Below are 20,586 nucleotides of genomic sequence, written 5' to 3' on the forward strand. Positions count from 1 at the left end.
TTAGGTTACTTTGCAGTAAATGATTTAGTTATCAACATTGGCATCAATCAATCTTAATTATCTGATTGTCTTGTATCTTGGCACCACAGCTTCAAAATAGCGTTAGCCTGTTCATTGCGATACTTTTCTCATTACTATGCCTTTGTAATTCATAAGCTTAGTGACTAAGTTTCGGGTGCTGTAAACAATAACAGCGACATATCATCCTGAGGTTGGTTTTGCTTCCATAGGTTTAATACATAAGTAAGGTGTTTAAGTAATTTATTGGCAGGCAAATTTTTGGCTTCTGCACAACGCTGCTTGAAACGTGCTAAGCCAAACATGCCATGTTGTGGATGATTGACTTCATAAACACCATCTGAAAAAAGCAGTAACTGTTCGCCAGGGTAAAGCTGATACTCACCGGTTGAATATTGACTGTTTTTATCAATACCAATAGGGAGACCAGAAGGCACAGATAATGTTTGGACATCATTTTTGGAAATGATTAAAGGCATAGGGTGGCCTGCACTAGACATGTAAACCTGATGAGTTTTAATATTGATTTTACCAAGGATAACCGTGGCAAATTGGCCTAAATTAGCGGGGTCATCAAACAATAAGTTTAATCTGTGCATTAACACTTCTGGTGCAAGTTCCCAATCCATTCTTTGAGGAGATAAGCCTTGAGCTAGGGTGAAACTTAGCATTGCAGCTCTAGCGCCATGACCCGATACATCAATCACATAAAAACCAATCCACTCTTCATTAATTTTAAAACACTGAAAAATATCGCCAGCAAGTTCTGCTGCAGGTTCAAAAAAATGCTTAACATGCCAATTATCGAATGATAAATCTTCTTTGGGCAGTAAAGATTGTTGTAAAGTCGCTGCTTGCTCAAGCTCAGTTTGCTTGTTGTTTAATTCAATTTCTAACTTTTGGTTATTCTCTAATATTTTTTTTTTGGCTTGTATTAACCTCACTGCGGCTAAAACTTTCACCTTTAAAACAGAGGCTAAAAAAGGCTTAGTAATGTAGTCATCAGCACCTGTTTCCATGGCATAAACCATATCTTCAGTTTTATCGTTACCTGTAAGCAAAAGGAAAAAAGCGGGATTATTTGAGGCTTTTAAACGTTTACATAATTCTACACCCGTCATATTGGGCATACGCCAATCACTGATGATTAAGTCAAAATCATGCAGTTTACAGGTATCAAGTGCTGTTAACCCATCTTCACATTGAGTTATTTCAAACTCGATGTCATCAGGTTGAAAGCTTTGGAGTAAACTTGCTATGTAGTAACGCTCGCTAAAAGTGTCTTCAACTAATAATATTGACAACCTTTTGGGCGTTGTACTTGCATTTTGCATAGCTGTTTCCTAAAAATATAAAGATATGTCTGATAAAAGCAATTACTGTACCTAAATTGTTTTAGTGTTTAATATCAGTGTTATAGCGTATGTTGTTATTTAGGTTTATTCATGTTTTTTCATTTTGCGAATAATTTTTTGCAAAATGCAACAAGGTGATTCATAGTGAGTTGTGGCGTGGTTATTGTCAGCTCTGTCAGCGCTTTTTCAGCTTGAAAACATGGATTGATTTGCAAAATGCAATAGGAGAAGGAATTTGTCTTTCAGATTAAAAGCCATCATTGCGATTGGATTGATGCAATCAGCACTATTACTGATGCTAATTTATAATAGCTTAGGGGTAATAAAGACCGCGAATCAAGCCGAAATCCAACAGCAAGGTCACCTGTCTGCAATACTGGTCGCCAATAGTGTTGATGTGAATGACCCTCGTCAATCCATTCTTTTACTCAAGCAATCCCTCGAAGAACACCAAATAAGCCATATAGAATCAGTGCAAGTATTTAAAGCTGATAAACGCTTATATGCCGCTGAGCGCAATAATCTTGGTGAGTTTGCCTTAATTGAACAGCCTGTTCGTAGCGATAACCTAGTACCTATTGAAGCTCAATCTAATAATGGCAGTGGAGTGTCAATAAAGGTAATGGTGAATACTGACGAGTTTGATCACAGCGTTAATGGTGTCGCGATTAAATATAGTGCCTTGATGCTGCTCGTGATTGTGCTGATATCCATTTTATCTTGGTATCAGGGACTTAACCTTATCAAACATGTGTTCAATATCCAGCGGGCATCTAAACAAGTTCTCGAAGGCGATACAGGGGTTCAAGTTAACGAGCCAGGCACTCAAGATATTACAGATACCACCAATGCCTTTAATGAAATGCTGCAATTTTTAGATCAGCAGCGCCACGATCTTCAAGGTGCCAATGTCCGATTAAATACCATTTTAGATTCTGCAGCAGACGGCTTTGTGATTATTGACACTAGCGGTGTGATAACCGAAGTCAATAAAGCGGTAAGTAGTTTATTTGGTTATCAAAAAGAAGAATTAATAGACCAGAATGTATCCATTCTCATGCCGATGGCTGATAGGTTTATGCATGATGGTTATATTCAGGATTACTTAAAAGGCGGTGACGCCAAAATTGTTGGCTTAGGTGGTGGACGAGCATTAAAAGCTCAACATAAAGAAGGCCACCTTTTTCCGATTGAGTTGTCTATTTCCAAAATGGAAATCGATGGTGATGTGTTATTTCTTGGCTTTATTAAAGACATGTCTGAACTTAAAAAGGAACAAGCATCTGCGGCTCGAACTCAATCAATTCATTTAGCAACATTAGAAGCCAGCCACGATGCGTTAATCACGATTAATATCGCCGGGCGAGTAGAAGAGTTTAATGCTGCAGCTGTGAAGTTGTTTGGCTACGAGCGTGAGGAAGCTTTAGGCGAGTTACTTGAGGATTTGATTATTCCTGAAGGGTTCCATAAGGCGCATAAAAATGGCATGGATCATCATCGTAAAACCGGTGAAGGGCCAGTGTTGAATAACCGAATAGAAGTGCCAGCACATAATAAAGCAGGAGACGAATTCCCTGTGGAGTTGCGGGTTATACCGATTCAATTAGATGACGAAATGTATTACACCGCTTTTTTACGTAATATTTCAGAACAGAAATCAAAAGAAGAAGAACTGCGCCAAGCTAAAGAGCAAGCCGAAGAGGGCAGTAAAGCAAAATCTCGCTTCTTAGCAACAATGAGCCATGAGATCCGCTCACCACTTAATGCGGTGCTCGGTAGTGTTGATTTATTGCTTGATTCTAGCTTAGAGAAAGGTCAGAGGATGTACGCTAGGACGGCTAAAGAAGCTGGTTCTGTGCTGTTAAGTACCATTAATGATATTTTGGACTTTTCAAAAATTGAAGCGGGCCAAATGGTGTTGGAGCCCAAAGAGTTTGAACCTGACGAATTAGTGGCGCAAGTATTACAAATCTTATCCCATAAAGCCCATGATAAAGGGGTTCATTTAGCCAGTTATATCAATCGAAATGTACCGCAAAAGCTGGTGGGTGATGCGCAGCGTATTAGGCAGGTGGTGCAAAACTTAGTAGATAATGCGATTAAGTTTTCTACTGAGGGATGTATCTCTGTGGAAGTTTGGATCCCAAATCGTGATAACGATAAAGTGCAATTATGTTGTCGAGTCACTGATCAAGGTATTGGTATTGGTGATGCCTCGCAGGAGAAACTCTTTAGAGAATTCTCTCAGGTTCATGATACTCATACCACAAGTTACGCTGGCACAGGTTTAGGTTTAGCGATTTGTTCAGAACTTGCTCGAATGATGGGCGGTAAATTAGTGGTTGAAAGTAAGCTGGGTGAAGGTAGCCAATTTACCTTATCTGTATTGTTAGATGAATCTAGTCAAGCCAGTAATCACAATGTTCGCTTACCAGAGCACCCGCGTGTACTTCTTATTCACCCCGATGAAACCTTGTGTAAACTGATTAAGAAACAGTACAGTCAATATGGTGTTGAAACGAAGTATGAGCACCATGTTAGCGATATATTTAATAGTAAAATAGTGCGTGGACGATTTGATTTAATCATGCTCGATGATGCATGTCTCTTATCTGCTAAAGAAAAAGATGTCAGTATTTTACACAGTGATTATTTATTCGAAACTGGCTATATCGCAGCTCTTGCCACTGGCGTTAATAATGATGCGCAATCACTGATAGAAAAATTGGGCATTGAAGAATCGGTGAGTAAACCGCTAAGCCGTGCAATGCTATTGAGTTTAATTAGTGGCGCGACAGCTGAAAATAAACATGAAAAGCCATTAGAGAAAGTCGCTAGTTTACCTCAAGGCTGCCGCCTATTATTAGCTGAAGATAGCCCTGCTAATCAGATGGTCGCAGGTACAATGCTCACCAATGAAGGCGCTGTAATGACCTATGCCAATAATGGCGTAGAAGCTGTTGAATTAGCACTGAGTCAAGACTTTGATTTGATATTGATGGATATCAGAATGCCTGAAATGGATGGCTTAGAGGCATGTCAAAAGATATTAGCTCATAAACCAGATCAAATTATTCTGGCGATGACTGCCAATGTATTTAGTGAAGAAATCGCTGCGTGTAAAGCCGTTGGCATGCTTGATTGTATTGGTAAACCTGTGAATAAATCTGACTTGATCTCAGGTGTGAGTCATTGGTTAGGTCAAGTAAAGCAGGCATCTTCAATGGGAATGGGGATGCAAATAGAGTTAACTCATGACAAGTCGCAAGTTGAAAATACAGATAAAGTGACAGCTGAAATAAGCGAAAAAAGTACTGAATTATCCGCCCCCAAAGTCTCTACAAATACAGACACAGATGAATTGTTCACAGAGGTCTTGTTAGATGAGGCTGTTTTTGACGAATTACTCTCAGCTGTGGGTGAAGCTAGCTTAGCCAAAATGATGCAAGTGTTTTATCACGAGACGATAATGCGGGTTAATACACTTAAAGCCTTAACGCCTCAAGGAAGTCGTCATGATATCGAAACGGAAGTGCATACCATTAAAAGTAGTGCAGGTAGTTTCGGCGCTAAGACCTTAGCTGATGTTGCTGTTAGATTAGAAGCGGCTTCAAGGACAGAAGATGAGCCTTTAGATGCGTTATTTAATGAAATTTTGCCGTTGCTGAACAGAGTTTAAACCTGATCCAGCAACGCTTTAATATTACTCAAAATCAGAGTAATCGAATGAATGATAAGGAATGAACAAATGGGTTTTAGTGCCATTCTTGTAGAAGACAGTATGTCCTTAGGCGCACTTTATAGTGAGTACCTTTGCGCAGAAGGGGCTGAAGTCACTCATGTTAACTTTGGTGAAGATGCGTTAAAAGAATTAGCGCGCAAGCAACCAGACTTATTAGTATTAGATATCAAGCTGCCTGACATGTCAGGAATGGATATCTTAACGAAGGTGCAAAAAGAATACCCAAATATTACCGTTATTATGATCACCGCCCATGGCACGATTGATCTCGCTGTAGATGCAATGCGTGCAGGTGCATTTGATTTTTTGATCAAACCATTCGACAGTAAACGCTTATCGATTACCGTGCGTAACGCTTTAAAGCAAAGGGATTTATTAGCGTTAGTTTCCAATTATGAGAACAGTTTACCGAAAACCAATTTTCACGGTTTTATCGGTGACTCACTGGCAATGCAAACGGTATACAACACCATTGATTGTGTTGCTAACAGTAAGGCTTCTGTGTTTGTTGTGGGTGAAAGTGGCACAGGTAAAGAAGTGTGTGCACAAGCGATTCATGAAGCTGGAATTCGAGCAGAAGCCCCATTTATTGCCTTAAATTGTGCATCAATTCCAAAAGACCTCATTGAGAGTGAAATTTTCGGCCATACAAAAGGGGCATTTACTGGCGCTGTCAGTCATCGCGATGGTGCAGCTACTCGTGCAGATGGTGGTACGCTATTTCTTGATGAACTCTGTGAAATGGATTTAGAACTGCAAAGTAAGCTGTTACGGTTCATTCAAACGGGTGTTTTTCAGCGTGTGGGTGGCAGCAAAGAAGAAAAAGTCGATGTGCGTTTTATTAGTGCAACCAACAGAGACCCTTGGAAAGAAGTGCAAGAAGGGCGTTTTAGAGAAGATTTATATTATCGTCTTCACGTTATTCCGATTGAATTACCGCCATTAAGACAACGGGGTAAAGATGTTATTGCTATTGCTAAAAAGCTATTAAAGCAATACAGCAAAGAAGAGGGCAAAAACTTTAAAGGCTTTAGCAAAGAGGTTGAACGTTGTTTTGGCCTATATTCATGGCCTGGCAATGTGCGGCAATTACAAAATATTATTCGCCAAGTCGTAGTGTTAAATGTGGCTGATGAAGTTGCGATTACCATGTTACCCGCTCAAGTGACTGCGGCTTTATCTCAAGCCAATGTTAAATCTGTCAAGGTCAGTGAACAGGTTGCACAAACAGCAGTAACGAGCGCAACAGTGACAGATATTCATGCTAAACCTCAAGCGCATACTGTTGGTGAGAGTACCGTCGCTGCCGCGGCATCGGATGATATTGTTGATAACAATATGCCAGTTAATAGTGGAATAAACGCTATTGAATCGGAAGAAGATATTCAACCTTTGTGGCTTACTGAAAAAATCACCATTGAAACCGCCATTGAACAATGTGATGGCAACATCCCCAAAGCGGCTGCTTTATTAGATGTCAGTCCTTCAACGATTTACCGTAAAAAACAGCAGTGGGAAGACAAAGGTTTGTAGGGCATTATTTAATCACTGGAGTAGTTGAACAGAGATAAAACATAAGCATATAGCGTAAAAGGTTCGAATAAAAAGCCCATCATATGATGGGCTTTTTATGTAAAAACGATTTTCAGCGATTAAAAATCTCGTTCCCAACCTGCATAAAAGGTCGTTTCCCAGTCACTACTGGTATCAATTTCTGGGTATTCACTGTAACCAATGGTACCGCCGACTTTTAACTTACCTGCATAGAATGGTCTATGGTAACTGGCATCGAGTTGATATAAGCGCTCGTAACGACCTGGTGAAACTGGGTTTCCACCAGAAGGTCTGCTGGTATCTACTCCATCAAAGTTAAGTTTAGCGTAACGGAATTTGGTGCTTAGGCTCTGCCCATGCTCAAGCTGAGTGATCCCGCCTAATACCACCACTCTTGAGTCATTATCATAGGTGCTGCCGAGACTGCGGCCATAATAACGATATCCACTTTGGTAAAAACCGTGCTCATACATACAGTTATAAACGTCAGATTCGACGCCACATGACGCTGCAGTATCTGAGTATTCAGCAAAAAAACGGGTGTTTAAATTGGCAATGAAAATATCAACGCCACCCATGTTTGATGCATTAATTAAACGATTTTTACCTTTGTGATAATCTTCATGAATACGCTCGTAGTAAATACCATAAGGAACTCCCCATGCGGTGTCTGACCATCTGAAATCATAACCTGCGAGCATGTTTTCTTGGCCATTTTCTTTATCGCCTTCATAAACACCGCCGTTAAACAAACCATCCCACCAGTCTGAAAGGCTATTACCATAACCTTCGCCGCCCCATTGCATGGTCCATGAAAAACCTACCTCTAGTTTAGATATAGGTTTAAAGGTACCTCGAGCGCCCCAATGCTGGGTATCAGGTACATAACGCTCACTTTCCATTTGGCTAAAGCTTGTGGTGAAAGTCCACGGGCCAATCCAATTAAGCCATGGCGTTTCAAATGCATTACTGTTGTTACGAGAAAAAGTTATGCCTGGCATTGGACGTGCATTCGTTGTTTGTATTAAACCTGAGTCCCAACCTGGCCCCCAGTATTTTTGGACTGCACCACCAGTCACAATCCAATTACCCAACTTAACGGCAGCAAAGCTATTATCTAATCGGGATTCGTTTCCATCAATGGCATCGTAATGATAACTGGCAGCTAAGCGCCCACTAAACCAGTCTTTGGTGACTTCAGCGGTGAACTCCACTTCGGCTTTATCGCGGTAATCATTACCATAACCAATAAAGCGAGCTTCCTCGTTTGCCCCTGATAGACTGGCACCTAAACTGACCGTTTGATGGTCTTTGTCGTAGGCCCGCATCACCCGATGAAAAGCATCTTTTTGATGCACAGTCATTGGGCTATCAACGGCATTATCTAAATCAGATTTTATCCCTGACCACATTAGAGGGAAGGTGGTGACTGGCTGAAGGATGATACCTGTATCAGCAAGTAATTGAATATCAGCGCGAAGCGGTAAGTCGGTAGGCTCAATCCACCAAGCAGCTTGTGTTGAAAAGCTGCTAAGTAATGCTATCCCTGCTAAAAATTTTAACTTCATTAGGTACTCTTTAAGATGAACAAATACATCAACTAATAAAAAAAGGCTGTTATCGTTAATGATAACAGCCTATTGAATTAGAGCACTAATACTGAAGATAATTTTTCAATTTGTTAGGTAAGTATTGAAACAAGTGATGAGTTAGATGTGAATAATGTTGCTTGTTCGCTGCTTACACAGTTTCATTTATACTTTTTGTTGTTTCAACATAAGCATTTAACATGTTTTGTTGATTATTCATATTTGCGGCATTGACAGTTGCAGCTCTGGCATCATCATTATTTTTGATGATATAAGCTGAAGTTGCACTTATCGAATCGTCACTGCCATTGGCTACGCCTGCTAAGTCCGAGTAAAACTGATATTGGGTCTGAGCTTTTTTATAGTGGACATAGTTCTCCACTTTTTCGCCGTTATTTGGCAAGCTAGGTTGTGTTTCAGGCTCAGATTGACTTTGTGATAAGGCCATGGCTTGAGCACTTATCGTTACTGAATCTCGTTGAGTCGTATTAAGATGACTGACCGGTTCATTTGACGGCTTATTTACTGACGTATTTTGTTGAGTGCTATTGGCTGGGCTAACAGTATTCGCACTCATTTGTTGAGCGGCAGTATAAGATTGAATTTGCATGATAACCCCTGTTTAAATAATGGTGACGAAAAACTTGATGCTATGCTAATTGGTATTAGCTGTACTGAAGTTGAACAAAACAGGCTGAACAATACAGCTTGAACATTATTGTTAACCAATAATTATTGATACAAAGGAACCGTTTTACCCCAGCTAAATGGGTTGTACCACTTAGATACTGACCGCATTTCGACTATTGTTTGGGTAAAGTCACAATGAGTTTGGCAACTTGGGCATAAGCATCCGCTTAATCCATCAGGATAGTAGCGAGTATTAGTCATGATGTGTTCTTTGCAATGACTGCAGTGCACTTTGACTTCTATTATCATTTTTAGCCCCCTGACTTGTTATTATCTCGCTTGGGACATGATGTAATTAACTCCAACTTGATTATTGAGCTAGTTACATAAGTGGCAAGGCGTAGATAATGTTAGAAAACGTTTGATATTTAATCAATATTTTAACCTTGAATATGTGATGTATTAAGTGTTCTGTTTGCTGGTAAGAGAAATAACACCAGCGCTGTAACAAATGTGAAAACTGGCAGCATGAATGTGGTTGATTATTTAACAATAGATCGTGTAGTTAACATTACTGTGTCTGCGAAATGGAATACGAGTCGATTAATAAGCTGCGCTTTGATCTTGGGCTATAAATTGATTGCGATTAGTATGCCAGCAGAAATCATGATGCTTCCAGCGGTGCGATTAATCACCCGGATGGCTTTAGCTGAACGAAATACTTTTTTGGCCTGTGTAGCCATTAACGAGTAGCCCAAATTGATACTGCCAAATGCCAATGTTGAAATCAGCATGACAAGAATAACATCGTTTAATGTGGTATGTAGTGGAACAAACGCAGGGAAAAAGCCAACATAAAAAATAATCGCTTTGGGGTTACTTAACCCAATCATTAATCCTGTCATCAGGTTTTGATAAGCCGATGTTTTTGTCCCAGTGGCCATTGGGTTAGATTGACGCTGAGCTTGAAATAATTGAAAGCCTAACCAACAAAGATAAGCCGCACTGACATATTTTATGACGATAAAACTGGGCCCCATTGCATTGGCTAAAGCAGATAAGCCAAATAAAGCTGTGCAAATGAAAATATAATCAGCAATTAATACCCCTAAAAACAGCTGCATGGCCGCAATAAAGCCATGTGAAAATGACCGTGAAATAATTGCAAATACCACTGGGCCAGGAATGATAGCCAGCACTAACATGGTAAAGAGTAGGCTTAATGATTGCTGCAATTCCATGTTTATTAAGTTCCCTACTTATCGCTGTTATCAATCAAGCTGAGTGTGCTTTAAGGTATTTCGTCGCTGAATTGTACCTGTTTTTTTCGCTAGTGTATTGGAGCTATCACTCTGAATAGTGATAACATTCAGTTTGTAAAATAGACTGCAAATACTGCGATATCCCTATTCTTATTTACCTTGGCTCCTTATATGAAGATAGTGCTACTTACTCACCAAAAAGAAATCAGTCGGGTAAATAATACTGGCAGATGCGTGACCACCATTTTAAAAGACGATGCCTTGGTTGTGGTTTGGGATAGAGTAAACCCTGATCTTCAATTACTGAATATGATTAACACCTGCAAAGTGGGTTTATTGTATCCTGATAATCAACAACTCAGTGATGCGAAGGTACCAGAAGCGACGGTTCAACAACCACTTTGCCAAATGCATCCTAACGTTGAGCAAATTAAAGAACACAGACAAGAACAACACCAAGAGAGAAACCAAGATCAAAACCGAGAGCAACAGCAAAAAACAAATCAAGATAAGTTTGATGCGTTAATACTCATAGACGCAACATGGCAAGAGGCACGCAAAATATATAATCGCAGTGACTACCTAAAGGCGTTACAAAAAATCTCGATATCTAGCCAGCATGAGTCGATTTATCAACTTCGACGAAATCAAGTTGAAGGGGGATTGTGTACTGCAGAATGCGCAGCACATATACTTTTAGCTTCAGGTGAGCCCCAAAAAGCTGAGCAGATAATGGCATTACTTGTTCAGCAAATTGCTGATGATCAAAGTCATCGAAACTAATGTATTACATAATTAAATCAGTATATTCATTATTAATTTAAGGTGAGCTGCTCCACTTTCGTCGCTAATAAGCTGTCTTGTAATTTAGCTTTATTTACATTGGATTTGTTTTGGATAATCTTAGTGGCAAGCACATAGGCTTTTGCATGATTGATAGCATCGACAGCGAGTAAAGTATCTCCTTTAAAGTACCAAACTGAAAATGACGTTGGCTTGTTTTCTTCAACTTGTTTAATGACTTCATCATAGCCTTGGGCTAAGCCAACCATTTGTAATTTAGTATCAAATTGATCAGACCAAAACCAAGGTATGGCTTGGTATGTTAACTTTTCAATATCATTCAATGTTGCTTCAATACGCATTGAATGCGCTGTTAAATAGTGATCTTTTTGATTTTGTGCAATCACCTTTGCTGCAACTTTGGCTTGTTCAACTGCGTTCTGTACTGATTCAAGCCGAATCATACGGTCATAATGTGGATTGTGATGATATGTGCAGTCACCAATTGCAAAAATATTCTCGTCACTGGTTTGCAGTGAAGAGTTTACCCATATCCCAGGTTTAGGTGTGCTTTTAGGTTTATCACGGCCATTTGCTTCATTATGATTAGCCTGCTCATTAGGCGTATCAGATGCGAGTTTAATCCCACACGCTTTGGCAAGCTCAGTGTTAACTGTAATACCAACGCCAATCACAATGACATCCGCAATATAGCTGCTGCCATCTGCGCAGGTAATCTTATGTGCTAATGGCATATTTTTATCATTATTCAAATTTGATGTGCTGATTTGTTGAACTAACTTGTCGGTTAATACCTCAACCTGATTTTCTTGATGCAATTGGGTAAAAAATTCAGACATTAGCGGGGCAGTGACTCGAGCTAAAATACGTGGCTCTCTTTCTAATACCGTCACCGTTGCACCAAGCTTTTTTAATGAAGAAGCGGTTTCTAGTCCTACATAACCGCCACCAATAATAACGACGCGTTTTTGCTCACTTGTAGCTAAGGCCTGTTTAATGCGGCTGACATCACTAACGGTTCTTAAACAAAAAGCTTCTTTACAAGCTTTTATGCCCGAAATTGGTGGGATAAAAGGTCTTGCTCCTGTGGCTAATACGAGCTTGTCATAAGCTTGTTTTGAACCATTACTTAATGTCACTTGTTTAGAGTTTCTATTAATTTTCGTTACCGTGAGCCCCAATTTAAGGGTGATGTTTTGCTTGCGATAACTATCTGGGGATTTTAGTTGAATACTGCTGGGGTCAAGATGGATTTCATGGCTAGCGCATTCAGTCACATTATGATTAAGTAAGAAAGCTTTCGATAAAGGAGGTCTGTGGTAGGGCAAATTTGGATCTGAATCAATCAAGATAATATTACCTTGCCAACCATGTTTTCTCAGTGAAAAAGCAAGATTAACGCCACCATGACTTGCGCCAATGATCACACAGGTATCATTTTTAGTTAACGTCTGCATTGCATTATCAGTAAGTTGAATTGTCATATTTGGCCTGTTTAATCAAATACCGTGGTTGAAGTTAATCGTTATTGGGTGAATTGAGTGGGTAGCGACTATTTCGAAAAACTATTGCGAAAAACTATCGCGCTAACACTTTTGCACGAACACTACGGCACTATGGCGCTATGGTTAATATAAGACCGTCTAAGTCATCAGATAGCGTTATCTGGCAGCAAAGCCGGCTTAATTCTGTGACATTATCATCAAGCTCTAACATGTCTTTCTCGATTTCACTGATAGCACCTGTTTTATCAAGTTGATCAGAGGCCACATATACATGGCAGGTAGCGCAAGAACAAACACCGCCACAATCTCCATCAATGCCTTCAATGTTATTTTCAACTGCTAGCTCCATGACTGAACCCTGATGTCCTTCAACTGTTGTTGATTGTTCATTTGAAGTAATAAATGTAATTTTTGCCATGGGAAATCCCTTCTATATTTAATGTGGTGTTATCGGCAAGGACTGAATATCATGTTCAGTTGCTCATAGCCGACTTTTCGCTGAAATGCGCCCCAATCTTCGATGTTATCTTGTTGTGATAGCACCTCAATCGTGTCAACTTTATTGGTTAGTGTCGTGATGAGCGTCTTGATTATTTGCCTTGCATGGGTGGCTCCAAGACAGTTATGGGGGCCAAAGCCGAAAGCGACATGAGGGTTAATTTTTCTATCTAAAATGACCTCATTTGGCTGTTCGAAAACCGAGGCATCGCGATTTGCTGAAGCCCAGCAAAGTGATATCCGTGAGTCAGCTGTTACTTCCTGTTGAGCCACATCTGTATCTTGAGTAACGACTCGGCCCATATGAGTTAACGGTGAAAAATAGCGAATTAATTCCTCGACTGCTCTGGGTATAATTTCGGGCTCTTTTCTGAGTCGAGAAAGAGATGATGGCTGACTGGCAAAGTAGGCGATGGTATTGGTGACAGCATTAATCACCGTATCTCTGCCGCCTGCAAAGGTTAATATCATCACGCCTTTAATTTGTTCTTTAGATAGCTTTTTCCCGTCGATACTGGCATTAAGTAAGGATGAGTAAAGGCTGTCGCTTGGTGTTTTCATGGCTAATTCAATTTGATTATCAATATAATCGTATAAGATTGCGGCTTTTTCGCCGTCTAACTCTGACTCGTTACTGCGAAACACATGGGTGCCCCAATTAATCCAGACTAAGGATTCTTCATAAGGTACATTTAAAAGCAAAGTGAGTGCCCGAGATTGTAGTTTTAGCGAAAATTCGCTCACAATATCGGTCGAACCATGGTGAATAACATCATCAACGAGTTCTTCAATGATTTGTTGTAATGAGTTGATATAGCCTTGTTCCAATGGTCTTTTAAACCATGGATTAAGTAAATCACGAAAATGCTTATGCTCTGGAGGGTCGAGCTCAAAAGGGATTTGCCTTGTCTCTCTAATACTGACTTCTGAAGGAACAACGATGCGCCCTGGAACTGCCCCAGATTGAAATATCTTCCAGTTATTAGCACACTTTCGTACGTCTTTTAACCCTAAAATCATCGTGACAGGATCATCCTGATCTTCAATGAAGCCCACTCCTTTTGTAATACGTGCTTGTTCAAAAACATCAGGCAACTGCTCAGTACGGTTAATAGGGCATCGATTTATCTGGCGATTATTATTCATGTCACTATTTCCCTGTGCTGGCGACTAAAAACGGTTATCTTGTTAAATTAATAGTGTTAATCCTATGGCATCAATCGATGCCTAAATACTCATATTAGGGCCAGAAGTATCAAATATTTGCACTATTGGCATAGTTGCAGTGAAATAGAAGTTGTCATTACAAGCGCATTAACCATAAGAACGGATTAACGGATGAAGCAGATGGGATAGAGTCTGTTAGTGAATACTTTTTGACATAGGCTCTCGCAAAACAAGGATTGAACGTGGTACACAAATTAACAGCCATCACGCTGAGTATATATGCCTTGATAGCAGGGTGTTTATTATTGTTTTCATATGCAGACAAGACAATTTGGCAACAATTTATTTATGCCATTGTATTTATTGTTATTCCCATTATTGGCTCGCTTAGTAGTCTTTATGGTGATAAACGAGGTATTAGCTTAGTGTTATTACTCATGGCATCGCAGGTAATTAGACCCTTGACTCCGTTTGAGTTTTTTCCTTTTCATGCGCCTTTTTCTCTTGCCTTTCCTTTTGGCCAAATTGAGCAAGGAAAGGGGTATTTATTTGATATTTTTGCCTTTGTGATGTTGCTTGTCGTTGCTTTTATGTTGAAACCCAAAAAACAATAGCTTAAAGATTAGGGCTCACGGTTGAACTTGAAGCTGACATTAATGTCTTAAAAATGGCCAAAGTTTACATAAAGTATGACGTATAAAATACGAGCCTATAGTAAACAGACGTTAGAAATTGACCATTAGATAAACATCAAAGGAAGGAAAATGAGTGCCATCAAAGGATTGTTATATATCGCTGCAAGCGTCGTTGTTTTGTATCCATTATGGGGATTAATTCAACCCGCAAGTTATTTGACTGAAATTGTCGAGGTTTATCCTTTTGCTGGTGATGCTAATGAAGCTCAAGTTAGAGTCGCTGCAGGTTTATTATTGTTGAGTAATACCGTGATGGGCTTATCTTTGGTAAGCATTGCTGGGCTTATCGCGCGGCCAACGTCTATTCATCTATTGAAGCTTTCCGCTTTGTTACTGATTACGTATCCGTTTCTATTAACTGTCGTTGAGGTGTTTTCAGCTAAAGCACTTTCAAGTCACCTTGAGGCATCTGCTGTAACAGTAGAGTTTTCAGCAATGAAGTTGTTTTATGTGATTTTTGGTATCGGGTTATTAGGCGTATTTAAAACAATTTCACTTAATGATGTTACAAAGGTCTAAATCAAAAACAGCGTAAACCGTGAGTCACTCAATCGGTATACGCTGTTTTAAATGCTGGATAAGATTCGTCTAGCAAGCCGTCTTGCTATTTTTGATAGTTAAAGCTTTTTTGCAAACGAATATCTTCTACTGATGAGCCAAGCATTACAGTAAATTTTCCAGCCTCTGCAAGCCAATCATTTGAGTTAATATCCCAAAAAGACAGGTCTCGCTGAGTTAAAGTAAAGCTAACTTGGCCCGTTTCGCCCGCTTTGAGCCATATTTTATCAAAACCTTTTAGCTCTTTTTGTGGACGCGATACGCTGGCTTTTACGTCATGAAGATATAGTTGCGCGACTTCGGCACCATCAATGCCACTAGTATTAGTAATGTCTGCTGTAATGGTCATTGTGCCACCTTCAGCCATTGTACTTTTAGATAGCTTGATATTGTCATAACTAAATTGACTGTATGATAGGCCATGGCCAAAAGGGAATGCAGGAGCAATTTTTTGTTGCTCAAACCAGCGATAACCAATAAACACTCCTTCGGAATATAACGACTCCGTTTCATTGTAATCATTCAACGCTATCGGTGCGGTGTCCTGTAATGACTTAGGTAAAGTGATAGGCATTTTTCCATTTGGGTTGGCATCGCCAAAGAGGATGTCACTATAAGCATGGCCCGCTTCCATTCCGCCGTACCAGCCCCAAGCAATAGCGTTAGCTTTGTCTGCCCATGGCATTTCAACTGCCGAGCCACCAATGATAAACACAACAGTATTCGGGTTAACCGCAAGGAGTTTATTGATAATTTCATCTTGTTGACCTGGAAGCTTCATATCTGGGCGATCAATGGACTCACGATCATCAGCATGGCTCAGGCCGCCAAAATACAACACGGCATCGGCATTTTGGGCTGCTGCTAAATATTCAGCTTCATCGTTATATAAACTGTTTGGCGTTTCCCAGCCTAAAGTGACTTGCTGTTGACCTTGATAAATTAATCTAATGGCATAGGTCTCATCAGCAGTGAGATCAATGACATACTCGATAATGTTGGCTGGATTTGCTTTTTTATTGACTAATATCTTGTCATTAACAGCTAGGCTAACATCGCCATCCGCTAGTATTTTTAAGGTATGTTTACCTGATTCAACTGGCTTGATATTGGCTTTTATCTCAACATTTTGAGGCTGATTTTTGGCATCGAATTGGGGATCGGCAATCCAAGATTCACTGGTTAGCTGATTAAGTTGTTTATCGGCATAGTAGTTAATCTGCCAAGAAGGGGTGCCTGTCCAATGACGTGTCGTAAGGTAATCATTAGGGATAGGCATAAACTGACTACTTGCAGGGCGCACATGCTGAATATTAACGTTTTTTCCAGCTTGTTTAAACTTGGCCTTGAGTCCGTCTAATGGGCTGATTTCGTACAGTGCTTTTACTTCTGATGAGCCGCCACCAAAGCCGTGACGTTTATCTGCATTAGGGCCAAGCACTAAGATATTGCTAACTTTTTGGGCATCTAAAGGCAGCACTTTACCGTCATTTTTAAGCAGTACCACGCCATTAGTGGCGATGGTGCGCGCATCATTTCGGTGAGCCTGAGTATTACGCTCACCTGACAATCGCTGTTTATCCATCATGCCAATACTTAATTGTACTCTAAGAATTCGGCGTACTTTATCATCAAGCTCTGACTCAGGCACTTTGCCAGCTTTTATCATGTTTAGCAGCGGTGTTGCGAGAAAATACTCATCATAACTTGCGACATCTGTGCCCATTTCAATATCAAGGCCATTCATCGCAGCGTCATAGGTATTAATATCGACATTCCAGTCAGTCAATAACACGCCCTCGTAGCCCCATTCACCTTTTAAGATGGTTTTAATAAGGTGATGACTTTGGTTAGCGTTAGTTCCGCGAAATTCATTATATGCTCCCATGATGGCATAAACGTTGGCTTCTTTAACTGCTGCTTCAAAAGCGGGCAGGTAAACTTCACGTAATGTGCGTTCATCGGGTTTTGCATTCACTCCAGTGCGATTTAATTCTTGAGTGTTTAGCGCATAGTGTTTGACAGTTGCACCAACATCGTTGGCTTGAATGGCTTTGACAGTGGGGACAACCAAGGCTGCAGCGAGATAAGGATCTTCACCCATGTATTCAAAATTACGACCGTAAAGAGGTAAACGAGCCAAGTTGACACCTGGGCCGAGTATAAGGTCTTTATTACGGTGGCGCGCCTCAGCGCCAAGCACATTGCCGTGTAAGCTCGCCATGTTCGGATCCCAACTTGCTGCGACAGCGGTAAGTGGCGGTAAATAGGTTGAGTAGTCATTAGTCCAGCCAGCTGGTGCCCATGAATTTCTGTCAATTTCATAGCGTACGCCGTGAGGCCCATCCGACATCCACATTTCATGAATATTGAGTCTCTCGATAGCTGGAATATGAAATTTACCCCCTGCATGCACTAAGGAGACTTTTTCTTCTAAAGTCAGTTGCGGCAGTAATCTTTCAATTTCAGCTTCTACTTTCGATAGTCGTGTCTGTAAACGCTGCTGCTCAGATTGGCTTAATACAGAAAGCGCATGGATCTGATTAGTGTTCATCCCATCTGATTGAGCGAAACTGCTGGAAGTACTGATAAGCATTGATGCCGAAAGGGAGACAACAAGGGCGTGTTTAATTCCTTTTGTAAGCGCTTTCATTTTGTGGCGATGTTTCATTGTCATGTCAGAGTCCTTGCTGATTATTTTTATTTAATTTGGTTATTTACTGCAGTTGGTTTCGAATTAGTGGATTCGAATAACGAGATAATTTGCTCAACGCTTATGTCACATTGATAAATATATTGGCGGTTAAGCGCCCCGAACTTGGATTACTATCTATATCCGTTTGTTGATCAACTAAGGTTGAGTGCAATAAGTTTCCAGGGTAAATGACTAATCGATGTTGTTTGTAATCGACTTGATGGTATTGCTGGTAGTATTCATTACTGTCAACGAAGTATTTCGCAGGAAAGGGCGCTAACGCCTGTAAATAGGGCTCTGCAGCGCGAAAATAATTATCCATATTCGCTTGTGTTATTCGCTCATAACCTGTTGGTTGATGCTTAAAAAAAGCCGTGGCGCCGTGTGTACTGTCATTAAGATATTGTAACAATGCAAAATAATATGGTGCTGGGGTGTCAAAATGAGGAATACGCTGCAAAGTCGTTAAACTTTCCGGTGGTCGGTTTATCAATGAAAAGTAGGTCGCTTGCGGCTTGATACGCAAGTTTTTAGGGATTTTATAGACATCGTAAATCAGCTGAAATACCTGATTTAGCACTTCAATGACGTAGTCTCTAGGGAGCTTGGCTCTAACACCTGGATAGTAAGAGCCTTTATCGAGATTAAAGTCGATTTGGTTAGCATAATTCTGTAACGCTGATAAATCGGTTGTAAAGTCATCGATAACAATCACAGGCGTTTGCAGCTCACCGATATAATGGATCTCAGGGTTCAAAGGCTTGTTGATTAACACCAATGAATCGAGATTTTTCATATCTTGCGCCCGCTGACGCTGTGATTGAGAACTTGTCATACTCTACCTTTACACTTCAATTAGTGACTTAATAACGTTCCTAGCTTACTCATTGCATTGCAGACTTACAGCATTTTTGACTTGCAGTAATGCTGCACGAAATCATAATGATCAGGCAAGTTTGCCACTTTTTGTTTTGCTTTTGCCTTTATCGATGCAAGGAAGTTTTCTAGCTCATCATCTTCCATCATGTCAACAATTGGGTGGTATTGTTTTGGAGCAAGGCCCTGTCCCATCATGACTTGAATCCAAGAGCTCTCACCAAATAACTCATTACCATGTTTATATACTTTGCCAGATGCATCAAACATATCGATTCGGTGTTGAAGTGATGCAGGTACGCTCATGTTTTTACAATAACGCCAGAATCGGCTATCAGTTCGGTCAGTGACTTTGTAATGCAAAACAATAAAGTCGCGAATATTTTCAGTTTCGGTGCGAGTTTGTTCATTAAACTCATTAATGTCTTCTTCAACGAGCCCTTGAGAAGGAAACATTTGCAATAAGCGCACAATGCCACGTTGAATTAAATGAATGCTGGTGGACTCTAGGGGTTCTAAGAACCCGGAAGATAGACCTATAGCAACACAGTTCTTATGCCAGGTTTTACGGCGGCTACCTGTGCGGAATTTGATGACACGAGGGTCTGTTAATGGTTCACCTTCGATATTGTCCATCAAGGTGGCTTTAGCTTCTTCATCGCTCATGTACTTACTGCAAAATACTAAGCCATTGCCTGTCCGACTTTGCAGTGGGATGCGCCATTGCCAGCCTGACTCTCGCGCAATTGAGCGAGTATAAGGAATCGGTTTTTCAGTGGTTTTAGTTTGCACCGCAATGGCGCTGTCGCAAGGTAACCAGTGACTCCAGTCATCAAAGCCGGTATTGAGAGTCTGCTCAATTAACAGCGCTCTAAATCCAGTGCAATCAAGGAACAAATCACCCTCGATAACGTCTCCTGATTCAAGGGTTAATCCGCGAATATTACCAGTATCATCATGCTGGAGGACTTCTTTAATTTTGCCCTCAATTCGGGTGATGCCATGTTGCTCAGCAATAGCCCTTAAGAACTTGGCGTACAAAGTGGCATCCATATGGTAGGCATGGTTGTAATCTTGATTAGGTAATACGGCAAAACGCCCCTCACGAGCCGCTAAATGCTCGGTGCAGTAATCACCAATTTGGCTGACGATACCGCGTTGTTGACCTTTGAGCCAAAAATGTTGAAATCCACATGCCCAACAGTCTTTGCCTAAAAAACCAAAGGAGTGAATATAATCTTTACCTACGTCATGCCAGTTTTCAAAAGCAATTCCGAGCTTGAAGGTCGCATTGGTCGCAGCCATGACATCTTGTTCTTTAATGCCAAGTAAACGGTGAAAGATGTGTAGCGTTGGAATCGTGGCTTCACCAACTCCAACGGTGCCTATTTGGTCTGACTCAACCAGCACCACTTCTAGGTGTTTTCCCAGTAACTTTGTTAATGCAGCTGCAGCCATCCAACCCGCAGTGCCACCACCGGCAATCACGACTTTTTTAATCGGTTTGTTTGAACTTGTTGTATTTGAAGCTTGCTTTTGCATAACAAAATGTCCTTTGAATCAACTTATACCCGAGGTAATTTTATTTTCGTTGTTGATTTTGTTCGTTAAGTTGCTGTTTGTGTAAATCAAATGGCC

At 40.5% G+C, this 20,586-nt stretch carries 16 protein-coding genes; 5 read left to right on the forward strand and 11 right to left on the reverse strand.

Annotated features, from left to right (window positions below; genetic code table 11):
• Positions 1–164 precede the first annotated feature (164 nt).
• Complete coding sequence (locus SJ2017_RS07310) at positions 165–1,352, reverse strand: fused response regulator/phosphatase (protein WP_080915338.1); 1,188 nt, start codon at positions 1,350–1,352, stop codon at positions 165–167.
• A 256-nt stretch (positions 1,353–1,608) separates the two neighbouring features.
• On the opposite strand from SJ2017_RS07310, the gene SJ2017_RS07315 reads away from it, so the two are divergent.
• Positions 1,609–5,052 carry a PAS domain S-box protein gene (locus SJ2017_RS07315; protein ID WP_080915339.1) on the forward strand — a complete coding sequence of 1,148 codons (3,444 nt, stop codon included), beginning with the start codon at positions 1,609–1,611 and terminating at the stop codon, positions 5,050–5,052.
• Between the two features lie 69 nt (positions 5,053–5,121).
• On the forward strand, positions 5,122–6,648 hold the full coding sequence (locus SJ2017_RS07320; protein ID WP_080915340.1) for a sigma-54-dependent transcriptional regulator: 1,527 nt from the start codon (positions 5,122–5,124) through the stop codon (positions 6,646–6,648).
• A gap of 119 nt (positions 6,649–6,767) precedes the next feature.
• Here the strand turns inward: SJ2017_RS07320 and SJ2017_RS07325 are convergent, their stop codons facing one another.
• The 4 genes from SJ2017_RS07325 to SJ2017_RS07335 form a co-directional block, all read right to left on the reverse strand.
• Positions 6,768–8,237 (reverse strand): capsule assembly Wzi family protein, encoded by a 1,470-nt coding sequence (locus SJ2017_RS07325; RefSeq protein ID WP_080915341.1) that lies wholly within the window; start codon positions 8,235–8,237, stop codon positions 6,768–6,770.
• Between the two features lie 172 nt (positions 8,238–8,409).
• Positions 8,410–8,868 (reverse strand): hypothetical protein, encoded by a 459-nt coding sequence (locus tag SJ2017_RS07330; RefSeq protein ID WP_080915342.1) that lies wholly within the window; start codon positions 8,866–8,868, stop codon positions 8,410–8,412.
• 122 nt (positions 8,869–8,990) lie between these two features.
• Positions 8,991–9,197, reverse strand: a complete 207-nt coding sequence (locus tag SJ2017_RS21425; protein WP_156003187.1) for a hypothetical protein — start codon at positions 9,195–9,197, stop codon at positions 8,991–8,993.
• A 320-nt stretch (positions 9,198–9,517) separates the two neighbouring features.
• On the reverse strand, positions 9,518–10,129 hold the full coding sequence (locus SJ2017_RS07335; RefSeq protein WP_080915343.1) for a LysE family translocator: 612 nt from the start codon (positions 10,127–10,129) through the stop codon (positions 9,518–9,520).
• A gap of 192 nt (positions 10,130–10,321) precedes the next feature.
• Between SJ2017_RS07335 and SJ2017_RS07340 the strand changes: the two genes are divergently transcribed.
• Positions 10,322–10,933, forward strand: coding sequence for a tRNA-uridine aminocarboxypropyltransferase (locus SJ2017_RS07340; protein ID WP_080915344.1), 612 nt, complete (start codon positions 10,322–10,324; stop codon positions 10,931–10,933).
• 32 nt (positions 10,934–10,965) lie between these two features.
• Here SJ2017_RS07340 and SJ2017_RS07345 read toward each other — a convergent pair whose 3' ends face one another.
• From SJ2017_RS07345 to SJ2017_RS07355, 3 genes are all read right to left on the reverse strand, one after another.
• Positions 10,966–12,438 carry an NAD(P)/FAD-dependent oxidoreductase gene (locus SJ2017_RS07345; RefSeq protein WP_244899783.1) on the reverse strand — a complete coding sequence of 491 codons (1,473 nt, stop codon included), beginning with the start codon at positions 12,436–12,438 and terminating at the stop codon, positions 10,966–10,968.
• A 130-nt stretch (positions 12,439–12,568) separates the two neighbouring features.
• Positions 12,569–12,877 (reverse strand): 2Fe-2S iron-sulfur cluster-binding protein, encoded by a 309-nt coding sequence (locus SJ2017_RS07350; RefSeq protein WP_080915345.1) that lies wholly within the window; start codon positions 12,875–12,877, stop codon positions 12,569–12,571.
• 29 nt (positions 12,878–12,906) lie between these two features.
• On the reverse strand, positions 12,907–14,103 hold the full coding sequence (locus SJ2017_RS07355; RefSeq protein WP_080915346.1) for a cytochrome P450: 1,197 nt from the start codon (positions 14,101–14,103) through the stop codon (positions 12,907–12,909).
• Between the two features lie 263 nt (positions 14,104–14,366).
• On the opposite strand from SJ2017_RS07355, the gene SJ2017_RS07360 reads away from it, so the two are divergent.
• Positions 14,367–14,738, forward strand: a complete 372-nt coding sequence (locus tag SJ2017_RS07360) for a hypothetical protein (protein ID WP_080915347.1) — start codon at positions 14,367–14,369, stop codon at positions 14,736–14,738.
• A 150-nt stretch (positions 14,739–14,888) separates the two neighbouring features.
• Positions 14,889–15,338: a hypothetical protein gene (locus tag SJ2017_RS07365; RefSeq protein ID WP_080915348.1), complete on the forward strand. Its 450-nt coding sequence runs from the start codon at positions 14,889–14,891 to the stop codon at positions 15,336–15,338.
• An 85-nt stretch (positions 15,339–15,423) separates the two neighbouring features.
• On the opposite strand, the gene SJ2017_RS07370 is transcribed toward SJ2017_RS07365, so the two are convergent.
• The 3 genes from SJ2017_RS07370 to SJ2017_RS07380 form a co-directional block, all read right to left on the reverse strand.
• Positions 15,424–18,054, reverse strand: coding sequence for a glycoside hydrolase family 3 C-terminal domain-containing protein (locus SJ2017_RS07370; protein WP_080915349.1), 2,631 nt, complete (start codon positions 18,052–18,054; stop codon positions 15,424–15,426).
• Positions 18,055–18,151: 97 nt separating this feature from the next.
• The gene (locus tag SJ2017_RS07375; RefSeq protein ID WP_244899784.1) at positions 18,152–18,907 is read right to left on the reverse strand and encodes a DUF6445 family protein; all 756 of its coding nucleotides are present in this window, start codon (positions 18,905–18,907) and stop codon (positions 18,152–18,154) included.
• Between the two features lie 65 nt (positions 18,908–18,972).
• The gene (locus SJ2017_RS07380; RefSeq protein WP_080915350.1) at positions 18,973–20,490 is read right to left on the reverse strand and encodes a tryptophan halogenase family protein; all 1,518 of its coding nucleotides are present in this window, start codon (positions 20,488–20,490) and stop codon (positions 18,973–18,975) included.
• Between the last annotated feature and the right edge of the window lie 96 nt (positions 20,491–20,586).

Origin of the sequence: Shewanella japonica, assembly GCF_002075795.1 — a bacterium.
GTDB lineage: Bacteria > Pseudomonadota > Gammaproteobacteria > Enterobacterales > Shewanellaceae > Shewanella > Shewanella japonica.